Here is a 13,874-nt window from a genome sequence, read left to right as displayed (position 1 = left end):
CATTTTGAAAAGACACGGATTCACCGATCAAATTGGGTCGCATGACGATCCAGTGGGATCGGATCCGGCTCTAGGCCAGCGGCAGAACGTTGGAATATTTCACCTGTTCCAGGGCGAACGAGCTTTCGATGGAGGCAATGCCGTCCAACCGGGTGAGCTTGATCTTCAAAAAGCGCTCATAGCTGTCCAGGTCCGCCACCACCACGCGCAAGAGATAATCCCGCTGCCCGGTCATGAGGTAGCATTCCAGCACTTCCGGCCAGCGGCGGATGGCGGCGGCGAAGGCATCGAGCGCGTCCTCGCGCTGGCGCTCCAACTTGATGGAGACGAACACGCTCACCGGCAAGCCGGCGGCGCGCTGGTTCAGCACCGCCACATAGCGGTCGATGAGGCCCGACGCCTCCAGCGCCCGCACGCGGCGCAGGCAGGGCGAGGCGGACAGCCCAACCCGCTCGGCAAGCTCCGCCACTGACATGCGCCCATCCTCCTGGAGAAGAGCGAGGATCTTTCGGTCTATGGCGTCCATCTGCACGTTTCTGCCAAGCTGAGCCCATTTCGCGGCAATATGGACCAAGATCAACAGTCAAGCAGCCCGAATTCGACATAAACGAGCGAACGACCCGCCTTATAGTGCGCGAACCGACCGGATCATCACTTCCAAGGAGCCGCAAATGGCCGCCCGCCCCCACCAGGCCGCCCGCCCCACTGAGATCGAGATCCTCGCCGAGCTGGAGCGCAAGGTGCTGTGGCTGGCGAGCTGGACCATCCACAATGCCAACCATCTGCGGCCCAGCACCGACGGCCTGAAGGTGGGGGGACACCAGGCCTCCTCAGCATCCCTCGCCACCATCATGACGGCGCTCTACTTCCACACCCTGCGGCCGCAGGACCGGGTGGCGGTGAAGCCCCATGCCAGCCCCATCTTCCACGCCATCCAATATCTCCTGGGCAACCAGACCCAGGAGAAGCTGGAGACCTTCCGCGGCTTCAAGGGCGCCCAGTCCTATCCCTCCCGCACCAAGGACACGGACGACGTGGACTTCTCCACCGGCTCGGTGGGCCTCGGCGTGGCGCAGACTTTGTTTGCCAGCCTCGCCCAGGACTATGTCCACGCCCATGGCCTCGCCGGCGGGCGGCCCGAAGGGCGCATGGTGGCGCTGGTGGGCGATGCGGAGCTGGACGAAGGCAATGTCTTCGAGGCGTTGCTGGAGGGCTGGAAGCACGACGTCCGCAACACCTGGTGGATCGTCGACTATAACCGCCAGAGCCTGGATGCCGTGGTGCGCGAGGGGCTCTATGAGCGCTTCGTCGGCATCTTCGAGGCCATGGGCTGGCAGGTGGTGATCCTGAAATACGGCTCGCTCCAACAGGCCGCCTTCCGCGAGCCCGGCGGGGCGGCGCTGAAGCACTGGATCGACACCTGCCCCAACACGGAATACTCGGCCTTGACCTTCCAGGGCGGCGCGGCCTGGCGCAAGCGCCTCCTGGACGATCTGGGCGACCAGGGCGATGTCACCGCCTTGATCGAGAAGCGCTCGGACGCGGAACTCTCCGCCCTCATGACCAATCTGGGCGGGCATGATTTGCCCACCATCATGGAGGCTTTCGATTCCATCGACCATGACCGGCCAGTCTGCTTCCTCTGCTACACGGTGAAGGGGTTCGGCCTGCCGCTGGCCGGCCACAAGGACAACCATGCCGGCCTCATGACGCCGACGCAGATGGAAAGCCTGCGGGCCGCCATGAACATCCGGCCCGGCCAGGAATGGGAGCCCTTCGAGGGCACCCGCCTGCCCGCCGACGTGCTGGACGCCTTCCTGCAGCAGGTGCCCTTCCGCCGCGAGGGCACCCGCCGCTTCACGGCGCCGGCGCTTGCCGTGCCGGACCTGCCCACCCCGCCCAATGCGACCCTGTCCACCCAGGCCGGCTTCGGCCTGATCCTCCAGGATCTCGCCAAGGGCGACAGCGGGCTGGCCAATCGCATCGTCACCACCTCGCCGGACGTCACCGTCTCCACCAATTTGGGTCCCTGGGTGAACCGGCGCGGCCTGTTCGCAGAGCGCGCCTTGCCGGACGTGTTCAAGCGCGAGCGCATCCCCTCCACCTTCAACTGGGACTTCTCGCCCAAGGGCCAGCATATGGAGCTGGGCATTGCCGAGATGAACCTGTTCCTGATGCTCTCGGCGCTGGGTCTGTCCCATTCCCTGTTCGGGGCGCGGCTGATCCCGGTGGGGACGCTCTATGATCCTTTCATCTGCCGCGGCCTCGATGCGCTGAACTATGCCTGTTACCAGGATGCCCGCTTCATCCTGGTGGCCACCCCCTCCGGCATCACGCTCGCCCCCGAGGGCGGAGCGCACCAGTCCGTCTCCACGCCGCTCATCGGCATGGCGCAGGACGGGCTCGCCTCCTTCGAGCCGGCCTTCGTGGACGAACTGGCGGTGCTCATGCACTTCGCCTTCGATTATGTGCAGCGTGACGGCGCCGGCGAGCCGGACGAGCGCAACTGGCTGCGGGACGAGACCGGCGGCTCGGTCTATTTCCGCCTCTCCACCCGCAGCCTCGAACAGCCCCGGCGCACGCTCTCCGAGACGCAGAAGCGCCATATGGTGGACGGCGCCTATTGGCTGCGCGAACCCGGTCCCAATTGCGAGGTGGTGGTGGCCGTGCAAGGCGCCGTCACGCCCGAGGCCATCGCGGCCGTGGGGATGATGGCGGAGGATCGGCGCGACGTGGGCCTCCTCGCCGTCACCTCCGCCGATCGCCTCAATGCCGGCTGGACCGCCGCCTCCCGGGCCCGCGAGCGCGGGCAGATGCAGGCGCAAAGCCATGTGGAGCGCCTGCTCGCCCCCCTGCCCCGCCATTGCGGCCTCGTGACGGTCATTGACGGCCATCCGGCGACGCTGGGCTGGCTGGGTTCGGTGCATGGCCACCGGGTGCGGGCGCTGGGCGTCGAGCATTTCGGCCAGACCGGCACGCTGGATGATCTCTACCGCCATCACGGCCTGGACGCCGCCGCCATCGTCGCCGCCGCCCAGGCCATCGCACCGGGCCGTCCCATGCGGCATTTGCGGGCGCTGTGAGGGGCGGACGGGAAGGCGCAGGCACGCCCGGTCCTCGCCCATCGTTCTGAAGCGGCATTTCCACTGCAACGCGAAATGGTGCACCAAATAATGGTGCACCAATAAAAGGGATGAAATCGACAATTCCCCTGCGTATGGTCCGATCCAACAAGATATGGATCGGAGGAAACACAATGGATCGTCGCCATTTCCTTAAAGGAATCGCGGCTCTTCCTGCCATCGCCAGCACAGCCGGATTGTCGGCCGCCCCTGCTTTCGCGCAAGCCGCGTGGCCGAGCCGTTCCATTACGATGATCGTGCCCTTCCCTCCGGGCGGGCAGGCAGACCTTGCGGCGCGTCCGGTGGCGAATGCGCTCAATACGCTTCTCGGCCAGCCCGTGGTGGTGGAGAACAAGGGTGGCGCCGGCGGCGCCATCGGCAACGGCCAGGCCGCCAAGGCCGCGCCGGACGGCTATACGATGCTGATGACCTTGTCCTCGGTGGCGGTGCTGCCGGAGGCGGCGCGTATTTCCGGTCGTCCCTCCAGCTATGAAATGAGCCAGCTCCAGCCGCTGGCCCGCGTGCTCGCCGATCCCACCGTGCTGGTGGTGCCCGCTTCCGCGCCCTGGAAGTCGGTGGCGGATCTGGTCGCCGACGCAAAGGCCAATCCGGGCAAGATCACCTATGGCTCGTCGGGCCTCTATGGCACGCTCCATGTTTCCATGGCCATGTTCACCACAGCGGCGGGCATCGACATGCTGCATGTGCCCTATCAGGGCGGTGGACCGGCCCTGACGGCCCTCGTGGGCGGGCAGGTGCAGGCGCTCGCCTCCGCCCCCGGTCCTCTGAAGCCCTTCCAGGACAAGCTGCGCGTGCTGGCCTGCTTCGGCGCCAAGCGGGCCGAGGCCTATCCCGACGTGCCCACCTTCCAGGAACTGGGCTACAAGGATGTGGAATTCTACATCTGGGCCGGCCTGTTCCTGCCGGTGGGCGTGCCCAAGCCCGTGCAGGAGAAGCTGGGGACTGCGGTGAAGACCGCCGTGCACTCACCTGACGTGGTGCGGATCCTGGAAAATGCCGGCAGCCCGCCCGCTTACCAGGACGAAGCCCAGTTCACGGCCTTCGTGGCTGCCGACAGTGCCCGTCTCGTCAAGGCGGTGCAGGCCATCGGCAAGGTGGAGTGAAGACGTTCGAGCGCGGCGCGCCCGGCTTGGCCGGGCGCGCATCTGCCGCGCAGCCAAGCCCGGCGCCGGCCTATTCGTAGGCCAGCGCCGCCACCGGATCGAGCCGCGAGGCCTTGCGCGCCGGCAGATAGCCGAACACGAAGCCGGTGAGGAAGGCGCAGCCGAACGCCAGCAGCGGCGGCCCGGCGCTGAAGATCACCAGCGCGCCGAAGCTCTTGAGCAGCAGCGCCGCTCCGAGCCCCAGCGCCACCCCCACCAGCCCGCCGAAGCCGCAGATCACCAGCGCCTCGGTGTTGAACTGCAGCATGATGTTGGAGCGCCGCGCCCCGGTGGCCATGCGGATGCCGATTTCCCGGGTGCGCTCGGTCACGCTCACCAGCATGATGTTCATCACCCCGATGCCCCCCACCAGCAGCGAGATGGCCGCCACCGAGGCGAGCAGGCGCGTCAGCGTGTCGGCCGTGGCGGTGGCTGTTTCCAGGATGGAGGCGGTGTTGCGGATCTGGAAGTCATCCGCCTTGTGCCGCTGACGCAGCAGCACGGTGATGGCTTCCTGCGTCTCGTCGATGCGGTCCACATCCTCCACCGCCACGGTGATGGCGTTCAAATAGCGCCGGCCGAAGACGCGCATGAAACCGGTGGAGAGCGGTATCAGCACCAGGTCGTCCTGGTCCATGCCGAAGGCATTGGCCCCGCGCGGGGCGAGCACGCCGATCACCTCATAGGGGACGTTCTTGATGAGGATGTAGCGCCCGAGCGGGCTCTTGCCATCCGGAAACATGACCCGCGCCACCGTCTGGCCCAGCACCACCACGGGCGCGTAACTGTCCAAGTCCGCCTCGGTGAACATGGTACCCTGGGCGATCGGCCATTCCCGCGCCACCGTATAGCCTGGGCTCGCGCCTTGGATCTGGGTGGCATAATCGATATTGCCGACGCGGGCCGTGGCATTGGCGTAGCGCTCCGGGGACACCGCCAATATGTTCGGCACTTCCGCGGCAATGGCCTCAGCATCCTCCGGCGTCAGAGAGGCATTGGCGCCCGTGCTGCGGATGCCCGGCGCCCCCGGCCGCACCACCAAAAGGTTGGTGCCCATGGAGGCGATGCGGTCCAGGACCGATTGCTTGCTACCCTGGCCAATGGCCAGCATGGCGATGACCGCCGCCACACCGATGATGACGCCCAGCAAGGTGAGGATGGTGCGGAACAGGTTGGCGCGCATGGAGCGGAACGCCATCTTCACCGCATCGGCCATGTCGGGCAGAAGATTGTTGCGCATCTTCAGCCGCTTGGCGGCTTCCGCCGCCTCCGGCCGCACCGGCGTCGGAACCTTGGTCTCGTCCGAGAGGATACGCCCGTCCTGCAGGCGCACCACCCGGTTGGCATGCTCGGCCACCTGCGGATCATGGGTGATGAGAAGGATGGTCCGCCCTTCCCGGTTCAGCTCCGCGAGCAATTCCAGCACCTCGGCGCCCGAGCGGCTGTCGAGCGCTCCCGTGGGCTCGTCGGCAAGCACCACCGGGGCTTCGTTCATGAGGGCGCGGGCGATGGAAACGCGCTGCTGCTGGCCACCGGACAATTGGGAGGGGCGATGGTCCGCCCGTTCGGCAAGCCCGAGGCGGCCGAGCAGCTCCCGCGCCCGCTCCAGCCGCTCCAGCTTGGGCCGGCCGGCATAGATGGCGGGGATCTCCACATTCTCCTCCGCCGAGATGGAGGGCAGAAGATTGTAGCGCTGGAAGACGAAGCCGAAGGTGCGGCAGCGCAGCGCCGCCAGTTCGTCGGGGCCGAACTCGGAGACGTCCCGCCCCATGACCCAGTATTCGCCCATGGTGGGCCGGTCTAGGCAGCCCATGATGTTCATGAGCGTGGACTTGCCGGAGCCCGACTGGCCCATGATGGCCACATACTCGCCGGGCATGATGGTGAGCGAGACATCATCCAAAGCCCGCACAACGGTTTCGCCGCTGGGATAGACCTTGCTCACATGGTTGAGCCGCAGCAGGGGCTCGGGCACCCGCCCGGCGGCCGGCGCCTCCACGTGGGGAAAGGCGGTCTCGCTCAAAACAGCCTCGGCGGCATGGGGCCGGAGGGGCGCTGCGGGGTGGTGTCGGGGGTGGTCACCACCCGGTCGCCCTCATTCAGCCCCTCCAGGATCTGCACCTGGCCGCGATTGGAGAGGCCCGTCTTCACCGTGCGCGGCTCCACCTTGCCGTCCACCAGCACGCGCACCACCGCCTCGTTGCGGGCCTCCCTCCGAGCGCCCCGCGCCGCCGGCCGCACCGCGGAGGCCGGCACCAGCAGGGCGTTGCGGGCGGCATCCAGCATGAAGAAGACCTGGGCGCTCATGGAGGTCATCAGCACCCGGTCGGGATTGGGCACGTCGATGAGGACGTTGTAGAGCACCACATCGTTCACCGTGTCGGGCGTCGGCAAGATCTGCACCACCTTGGCGGAAAAGCGCCGGTCGGGCATGCCGAGCGTGGTGAAATAGACCGGCATGCCCACCTTGATCTTTGGAATGTCCGCTTCCGTCACCTGCGCCCACACCTGCATGGTGTCGAGATCGGCGATCCGCAGGATGATGGGGGCGGTCTGGTTGGCATTCAGCGTCTGCCCCTCGGTGGCGCTGGTGGAGACCACCGTGCCGGACATGGGGGCATAGATCTTGGTGTAGCCGAGATTGGCGATGTCGCCATCGAGCGTCGCCTGGGTCTGCTTGATCTGGGCTTCCAGGGCCGCGATCTTCGCCTCGCCGATCCGCACCGTGGCGGCGGCGGCATCCGCCGTATCCTGGCTGCCGGCTTGGGTGGCGAGGAGCCGGGAGGCGCGACTGTCCCGCAGGCGGTCCAGTTCCAACTGCGCCTTCTGCTGGGCGAGCTGAGCCTTCAGATTGTCCAGTTGGGCCTGATCGCCGATCACACGGGTCTGGTAGACGGTGGGGTCGATCTGGGCGAGCTGGGTGCCCTGCTGGACGGCGTCGCCAATCTCCACCATCACCTTGCGCAGCTGGCCGGAAACCTGAGTTCCCACATCCACATAGGTCTTGGGCTTGATGGTTGCGAGCGCGGTGACGGTCTGCTCGATGTCACCCCGCACCACGGGCGTGGTGGCGATTTCCTGGGCCTGACTTCCGGTGCCCCGGCCATAGAGATAATAGCCGCCGCCGGCCGCTCCGAGCACCAGCAGCAGGCCGATGCCCCACACCCAGCGCGACCGCCCCCTGCGCTTGACGGGAGGCTTCACATATCCACCCGCCTCGGTCTTTTGCAGCATCTGGTCTTCCGTGGCCCGGCTCATGATTTGGACTGACCCTAGAATAGCCCACAGCCGGCCGCGGGTTTAATGAAATCGCGGTAAGATATGCCGTTCAGAACCGTTCCAGATCAAGCCTCAGCGGCCCCTTTCCGCCAAGAGCTGCCAAGAGCTTACGTATAGTCAGCCGCGAGGGCGCGGGCGATACTCGCCGGTGGCGGGGTCCCGCTCCAGGCGTTCAGCCGGCGCGTCATCGCCCGGCGTGCGGCGGGTATCGAGAATGTCATTCACCCGCCGCGCCTCGCGGGTGAGCACCCGGGCAAGGGCGATGGCGCCGATCACCCCGGCGGCGGCGATGAGAAAGGGCGGCATGGCAGGTGCTCCGACGCAGATAGAAGCTTCAACGCACTGAGACAAAACAGGTTTCGCGCGAAACGGGCTGGCAGCCCGCTCCTAGAGCCCGTAGCGCGACCAAAGCGCCCGCTCTTCCAGACGCGCCAAGGCGGCATCGGCGACGCCCGCCCCGAAGGCCGGGGCAAAGGCCTCCAACTGGCTGGAGCCTAACCCCACCCGGCGGGGCCACCAGCCGCCCTGGGCGATGAGGGGGGTGCGCACCTTATCGCCGTAGCGGGTGCGCAGGACGGTGCGGAGGTCGCCGAGATCATCGATGAGGCCGAGGTCCTCAGCCTGTGTTCCGACCCAGAACTCACCGGAAAAAAGCGCCTCCTCCGGCCCGTTCAGGATCGCGCCCCGCCGCTCGCGCACCAGGTCGATGAACATGCGGTGCACGTCCGCCTGAAGGGCGAGCAGCCGCTCCACATCCTCCTGCCGCTCCGGGCGGAAGGGGTCAAGCATGACCTTGCGGGTGCCGGCGGTGTGCACCCGGCGATCGATGCCGATGCGGTCGATGAGCCTGTTGAAGCCAAAGCCGGCGGAGACGACGCCAATGGAGCCCACCACGGAGGAGGGATCTGCGAAGATCTCATCCGCCGCGCAGGCGATCATGTAGCCGCCAGAGGCCGCCACGTCTTCCACGAAGGCGAAGACGTGCTTGTCCTTCTCCTTGGCGAGCGAGCGGATGCGCTTGAAGATGAGGTGCGACTGCACCGGAGACCCGCCCGGCGAATTGATAATCAGCGCCACCGCCGGCGCCTTCTTCACCGCAAAGGCCCGCTCCAGGTTGCGCGAGACGGTGGCAAGGCTCAGGCCCGGATTGAAAGGGGTGGACATGCCGATGGCCCCGGACAGGCGCACCACCGGCACCACGGGAATGTCGCGCCTCCAGGATGCGGGCATCAGGGGGCTGGCGGCACGGGCGAGGCGGGACAGCAAGCTGTCGGAGGTGGGGTCGGTCATGGTCCTTATCTAGAAAGGCCCCGTGGCTTCCTCAAGGCGGCGCCTGCGCCCGATGTCAAGGAAAAGGGAGAGGCTGGAGGTCGCGCAGCACGGCGCGGGCGAGACCGCTCTCCCCGCCCGCGCCGCCCAGCACCGCCGGCGGCAGAAGGGCGGGCGGCGTGCGCCGGCCCTTGCGGGCGCGGGCGAGGAGACGAACAGCCGGCGCGTCCGGGGTGGCGTGGACGCCCATCAGTTCCAGCGCCCCGAACCGACCGGCAAGGCCCTCCAGCAGGGTCTGGAGGTCCTCCGGCCGCAGGATCAGTACCAGCATGCCCCCCGGCTCCAGGCAGCGATAGGCGGCGGTGATCCAGCGGGCCAGAAGCCCCTCCCCCGCCATGTGGGCGAGCGCCCGGCCGGGTCGGGGCGAGGGCTGGTGGGCGGCGGCGGCATTGAAGGGCGGGTTGGACAGGACCAGATCGAAGGCCTCGACAAAACCCGCGGGACCCGCCGGCCGGCCCAGCAGGTCCGCGTCGGCCACCGTCACGGCACAGCGATCGCCCAGGCCATTCTGCTCCGCATTCAGGCGGGCCAGCGCCGCCAGCTCCGGGGCGATCTCCACCAGATGGCCGGTGGCTTCCGGCAGCCGCGCGAGAGCGGCAAGGCCTGCACTGCCGATGCCGGCGCCGAGATCGACGAGGCGGCGCGCGCCCGCAGGAGCAGAGGCGGCCAGCAGCATGGCGTCGTGTCCGACGCGATGGCCCCGCGCCGGCTGGAGAAGGGCAAGCCGCCCCCCGAGCACAAGGTCACGGGTGAGGCCGTCAGGGACCGTCATAGAGCACATGGCCGAGATCGGCGTCCGTCAGCAGGCGCCGGGCGGGGGCATAATCCTCGTCCACCACCAGGATGCGGCGGGGCAGAATGCCGATGGAGCCTTCCAGCACGCTCACATGGGTGTCAGCGACCAGGGGCTCGATGTCGGCAGCGCGCAGCAGCGATTCCACCGCCGAAATCAGCACCACGTCGTTGGTCCGCACCAGTTCGCGCATCGCAAAACGCCCCGCTCCGACCGGTGCCGACGGCCCGTGCCGCAGCGTTCTCACCCCCGCGCCACCGGAAAAGGGATCTGCCGGCTTGCACGAGAGCCCCCCTCATCCCTATGGTGCGGCCCGCTGAAAGACAAGCGGGGAGCCCGTCTTGGCCGTCGTCCTTCCGTTCGAACCCAACGAGCCGTCCATCGATGCCCTGGTCCAGCTGGTCAAGGCGGACATGGAGCGGGTGAACGCGACCATTCTGGCCCGCACGGGATCGGACGTGGCCATGATTCCCGAGGTGGCAAACCACCTCATCTCCAGCGGCGGCAAGCGCCTGCGGCCCATGCTGACGCTCGCCTGCGCACATCTGAGCGGATACCGGGGCGAGGGCCATGTGAAGCTCGCCGCCTCCGTGGAATTCATGCACACGGCCACCCTCCTCCATGACGACGTGGTGGATGAGAGCGACATGCGCCGCGGCAAGCTGGCCGCCCGCAAGCTGTGGGGCAACGAAGCCTCGGTGCTGGTGGGCGACTTCCTGCTGGGCCAAGCCTTCAAGATGATGGTGGAGGTGGGCTCGCTCACCTGCCTGGACATTCTGTCCACCGCCGCCAGCGTCATTGCCGAGGGCGAGGTGATGCAGCTCGCCGCCGCCAAGAACACCGAGACCTCCGAGGACGACTATCTCGCCGTCATCCGGGGCAAGACGGCCGAGCTGTTCGCCGCCGCCTGCGAAGTGGGCGCGGTGCTGGGCCAGCGGCCGAAGGGCGAGCAGAGCGCCTGCCGCTCCTACGGCATGAATCTGGGCATCGCCTTCCAATTGGTGGATGATGCCCTCGACTATGGCGGCAGCCAGGCCAAGCTCGGCAAGAATGTGGGCGACGATTTCCGCGAGGGGAAGATCACCTTGCCGGTGGTGCTTGCCTTCCGCCGAGGCGATGCGGACGAGCGCGCCTTCTGGAAGCGCTGCCTGGAGAGCGGCGAGGGCTCGGACGCCGATCTCGCCACCGCCATCGGGCTTCTGACCAAGCATCGGGCACTGGCCGACACCATCGAGCGGGCCCGCCATTATGGCGCCATGGCCAAGGATGCGCTGGCCCTGTTCCCCAATGGCCCGGCCAACGACGCCCTGAGCGAGGCCGTGGACTTCTGCATCTCCCGCGCGCACTGAGGATTGGCGTCGCGCGCCTTCAGCGCAGCACCGTCGCCTTCACCCACCAGGCCGGATAACGCGCCGACACCCGCCGCGCGAGGCGGGCGGCGGCGCGGCAATCATCGGTGAGCGCGAAGACGGTCGCCCCCGAGCCGGACATGCGCACGAGCCGTGCCTCCGGCCCCTCGGCCAGCGCCGCCTTGGCGTGGCGGATGTCCGGGGCGATGGCTTCCGCCGCTTCTTCCATGTCGTTGCCTATCCCGGAGAGGCAGGCGATGAGGCCCTCCGCCGCCGCTGGAAAGACGTCCGGATGAAGCGGGCCGGCCCGTTCCTCGCCGGACACAAGGCCAAGCCCTCGGAACACGGCCGGGGTGGGCACAACCGCGCGGCAATTCACCAGCACTGCGAACAAAGGCGGCAAGGCCAGGGGGGGAGACAGGCGGTCGCCTACCCCTTCCATCAGGCGGGCGCGGGGATCAAGGCAGACCGGGACATCCGAACCGACCGCACATGCCGCCGCCATTAGGACCGGATCGTCGGGTGAAAGGCGGTTCGCCTGCGCCAGAAGGCGCAAGGCGGCGGCGGCGTCCGAGGATCCTCCCCCCAGCCCCGCGGCCACTGGCAAACGCTTCGCAAGTGCAAAATGGCCAAACTCAAGACCGGGCCGCCGCTCTGCCAGTGCCCGCGCGGCCCTGATGACGAGATTGTCATCCACCGGGCCGGCCGCCTGCGCCCCCGGCCCCTCTACCGTAAGGGCGAGCGGACCACCCGGCTCCAGGGTCAGCCGATCCCCCACCCCGGCGAACGCCACAAGGCTTGAAAGATCATGAAAACCGTCGGTCCGGCGCCGAAGCACCCGCAGCGTCAGATTGACCTTTGCCGGCGCACGCGCCACAAGCTTGCTCATGGCAGCGGCTTATGGCGCGGCGCGCCGGACGCGGCAAGCGCCCGGTGTTTGCGCCGGGCCAAGAAACTTGCGGGGCGGTGCGAAAGCGGCCATCCTCCCGCCACGGGGTGTGCATTTGCTAAGGCCAGCGTCGCCTTCCAGGATTCTCGCACGGTGAAGATTCAAATCTCTCGCTCGCCCAAGGCCATCGCGGCTGCCTTCTGCGCGGCGCTTTCTCTGGCTGCCCCTTCCATCGCGCGGGCGGACTATCCGCCGCCGACCGACCCAACCGTCGCCGGTGCCTATCTTGCCGCGCGCCTCGCCAGCACGGAGCGCGACTCGGAAGCGGCCGTCGCCTATCTGCGCGCGCTCCTCAAGATGGACCCGCGCAATGAAGAGGTGATGGAACGCGCCTTCTTCGCCATGCTGGTCGACGGTGACGTGGACGATGCGGTCCCGCTGGCCGAAAAAATGGTCAAGATCGACCGGACCCACCGCATTGCGCGCCTGGTCCTTGCGGTCCGCTCCATCAAGAAGAGCAACTATCAGAGCGCGCGCACCAATCTGTCTCTTTCCGTGCGTGGACCCATCGGCGACCTGACGGCCACGCTGCTGGCTGCCTGGACCATGATGGGCTCCGGCAATGCCAAGGCCGGCGTCGACATGATCGACCGCCTGCAGGGGCCGGAATGGTACATCGCCTTCAAGGACCTGAATGCCGGCCTGATCCTGGATGCGGCCGGGCAGAAAAAGGAGGCCGGCAAGCGGCTCGACGCCGCCATGAAGGTGGACCCCACCTCGCTGCGCGCCGTCGACGCCTATGCCCGCTGGGCCTCGCGCAATAACGATATGCCGGCGGCCATCGCGGCCTATGAGGCCTTCGACAAGGTGCTGCCGCGCCATCCCCTGGTGCAGGCGGCGCTCGCTGACCTCAAGGCCGGCAAGCCATTGCCGCCCTTGGTGCGGAACGCCCAGGAGGGCGCCTCGGAGGTGCTTTACGGCCTCGGTGCCGCGCTGGCCCGGCAGGGTGGCGAGGATCTGGCCCTGGTCTATCTCCAGCTTTCGCTCTGGCTTTATCCCGAACATTCCCTGGCGGGCCTGACGCTGGCCGATCTCTACGAGCAGCTCAAGCAGCCCGAAAAGGCCATCTCGGTCTATGAGAAGATCCCGGCCTCCTCGCCCCTCAAGCGCAATGCCGAGGTGCAACTGGCGGTGAATCTCGACGCCACGGACAAATTCGACGAGGCCAAGAAGCACTTGGAGGCCCTCGTCGCCGCTGATCCGCGCGACCTGGATGCCCTGATCGCGCTCGGTGGCATCGAGCGCGGGCGCAAGATGTTTGCCGATTGCGCCACCACTTATGGCAAGGCGCTGGCCCTGCTGCCGAACCCCACCCGCAGCAATTGGTCGCTCTATTATTTCCGCGGCATCTGCGAGGAGCGCAGCAAGGATTGGCCGGCGGCGGAGGCGGACCTCAAGAAGGCGCTGGAGCTTTATCCGGACCAGCCCCACGTCCTGAATTATCTCGGCTATTCGTGGGTGGACCAGGGCATCAACCTGGACCAGGGCCTGGACATGATTCGCAAGGCCGTGTCGCTGCGCCCCGACGACGGCTATATCGTCGACAGCCTGGGCTGGGCCTATTACCGCCTTGGCCGCTATGACGACGCGGTCACCGAGCTGGAACGCGCGGTGGAGCTGAAGCCGCAGGACCCGGTCATCAACGACCATCTGGGCGATGCCTATTGGAAGGTGGGTCGGCAGCTGGAGGCCACCTTCCAGTGGAACCATGCACGCGACCTGAAACCAGAGCCGGAGGATCTCGAAAAGATCCTCAAGAAGATCAAGGGTGGCCTCGACGCGGTCGAGAACCAGACCCAGGATCAGGCTCAGCAGCAGAAGGGCGGCTGAGCGACGGCCGGGGGCGGACGCCGCATCAGGTTGCACTGCACGCGAAGATGGTGTGAAAGA

12 protein-coding genes are annotated in these 13,874 nt (G+C 67.4%); 4 read left to right on the top strand and 8 right to left on the bottom strand.

Features of this window, described 5'->3' with window-relative positions; translation table 11 throughout:
- Positions 1-70: 70 nt before the first annotated feature.
- Positions 71-526 (bottom strand): Lrp/AsnC family transcriptional regulator, encoded by a 456-nt coding sequence (locus J5J86_RS05905; RefSeq protein ID WP_209103942.1) that lies wholly within the window; start codon positions 524-526, stop codon positions 71-73.
- A 145-nt stretch (positions 527-671) separates the two neighbouring features.
- Between J5J86_RS05905 and J5J86_RS05900 the strand changes: the two genes are divergently transcribed.
- Complete coding sequence (locus J5J86_RS05900; protein ID WP_209103941.1) at positions 672-3,083, top strand: transketolase; 2,412 nt, start codon at positions 672-674, stop codon at positions 3,081-3,083.
- 173 nt (positions 3,084-3,256) lie between these two features.
- Positions 3,257-4,246, top strand: a complete 990-nt coding sequence (locus J5J86_RS05895) for a tripartite tricarboxylate transporter substrate binding protein (protein WP_209103940.1) — start codon at positions 3,257-3,259, stop codon at positions 4,244-4,246.
- Between the two features lie 70 nt (positions 4,247-4,316).
- Here the strand turns inward: J5J86_RS05895 and J5J86_RS05890 are convergent, their stop codons facing one another.
- From J5J86_RS05890 to J5J86_RS05865, 6 genes are all read right to left on the bottom strand, one after another.
- On the bottom strand, positions 4,317-6,308 hold the full coding sequence (locus J5J86_RS05890; RefSeq protein WP_247658104.1) for a MacB family efflux pump subunit: 1,992 nt from the start codon (positions 6,306-6,308) through the stop codon (positions 4,317-4,319).
- On the bottom strand, positions 6,305-7,519 hold the full coding sequence (locus J5J86_RS05885; protein WP_209103939.1) for an efflux RND transporter periplasmic adaptor subunit: 1,215 nt from the start codon (positions 7,517-7,519) through the stop codon (positions 6,305-6,307). Before J5J86_RS05885 ends, J5J86_RS05890 begins: the two co-directional genes overlap by 4 nt.
- A 162-nt stretch (positions 7,520-7,681) precedes the next feature.
- The gene (locus J5J86_RS05880) at positions 7,682-7,870 is read right to left on the bottom strand and encodes a hypothetical protein (protein ID WP_209103938.1); all 189 of its coding nucleotides are present in this window, start codon (positions 7,868-7,870) and stop codon (positions 7,682-7,684) included.
- 81 nt (positions 7,871-7,951) lie between these two features.
- Complete coding sequence (locus tag J5J86_RS05875; protein ID WP_446698663.1) at positions 7,952-8,854, bottom strand: S49 family peptidase; 903 nt, start codon at positions 8,852-8,854, stop codon at positions 7,952-7,954.
- A 55-nt stretch (positions 8,855-8,909) separates the two neighbouring features.
- Entirely contained in the window at positions 8,910-9,665 is a 756-nt protein-coding gene (locus J5J86_RS05870; RefSeq protein ID WP_247658102.1) for a tRNA1(Val) (adenine(37)-N6)-methyltransferase, read from the bottom strand.
- The gene (locus J5J86_RS05865) at positions 9,652-9,879 is read right to left on the bottom strand and encodes a putative signal transducing protein (RefSeq protein WP_209103936.1); all 228 of its coding nucleotides are present in this window, start codon (positions 9,877-9,879) and stop codon (positions 9,652-9,654) included. The genes J5J86_RS05870 and J5J86_RS05865 overlap by 14 nt, the downstream gene beginning before the upstream one ends.
- Before the next feature lie 148 nt (positions 9,880-10,027).
- On the opposite strand from J5J86_RS05865, the gene J5J86_RS05860 reads away from it, so the two are divergent.
- Complete coding sequence (locus J5J86_RS05860; RefSeq protein WP_209103935.1) at positions 10,028-11,035, top strand: polyprenyl synthetase family protein; 1,008 nt, start codon at positions 10,028-10,030, stop codon at positions 11,033-11,035.
- A gap of 19 nt (positions 11,036-11,054) precedes the next feature.
- Here J5J86_RS05860 and J5J86_RS05855 read toward each other — a convergent pair whose 3' ends face one another.
- Positions 11,055-11,924, bottom strand: a complete 870-nt coding sequence (locus J5J86_RS05855; protein WP_209103934.1) for a 4-(cytidine 5'-diphospho)-2-C-methyl-D-erythritol kinase — start codon at positions 11,922-11,924, stop codon at positions 11,055-11,057.
- Between the two features lie 153 nt (positions 11,925-12,077).
- On the opposite strand from J5J86_RS05855, the gene J5J86_RS05850 reads away from it, so the two are divergent.
- A complete protein-coding gene (locus J5J86_RS05850) occupies positions 12,078-13,814 on the top strand; it encodes a tetratricopeptide repeat protein (protein ID WP_247658099.1) in 1,737 nt (578 codons plus the stop codon).
- Positions 13,815-13,874: the final 60 nt, after the last annotated feature.

The sequence above is a fragment of the Aquabacter sp. L1I39 genome (genome assembly GCF_017742835.1).
Classification (GTDB): Bacteria; Pseudomonadota; Alphaproteobacteria; order Rhizobiales; family Xanthobacteraceae; genus L1I39.
Note: the sequence above shows the minus strand (reverse complement) of the source record. Positions and strands in the feature narration are given on the sequence as shown.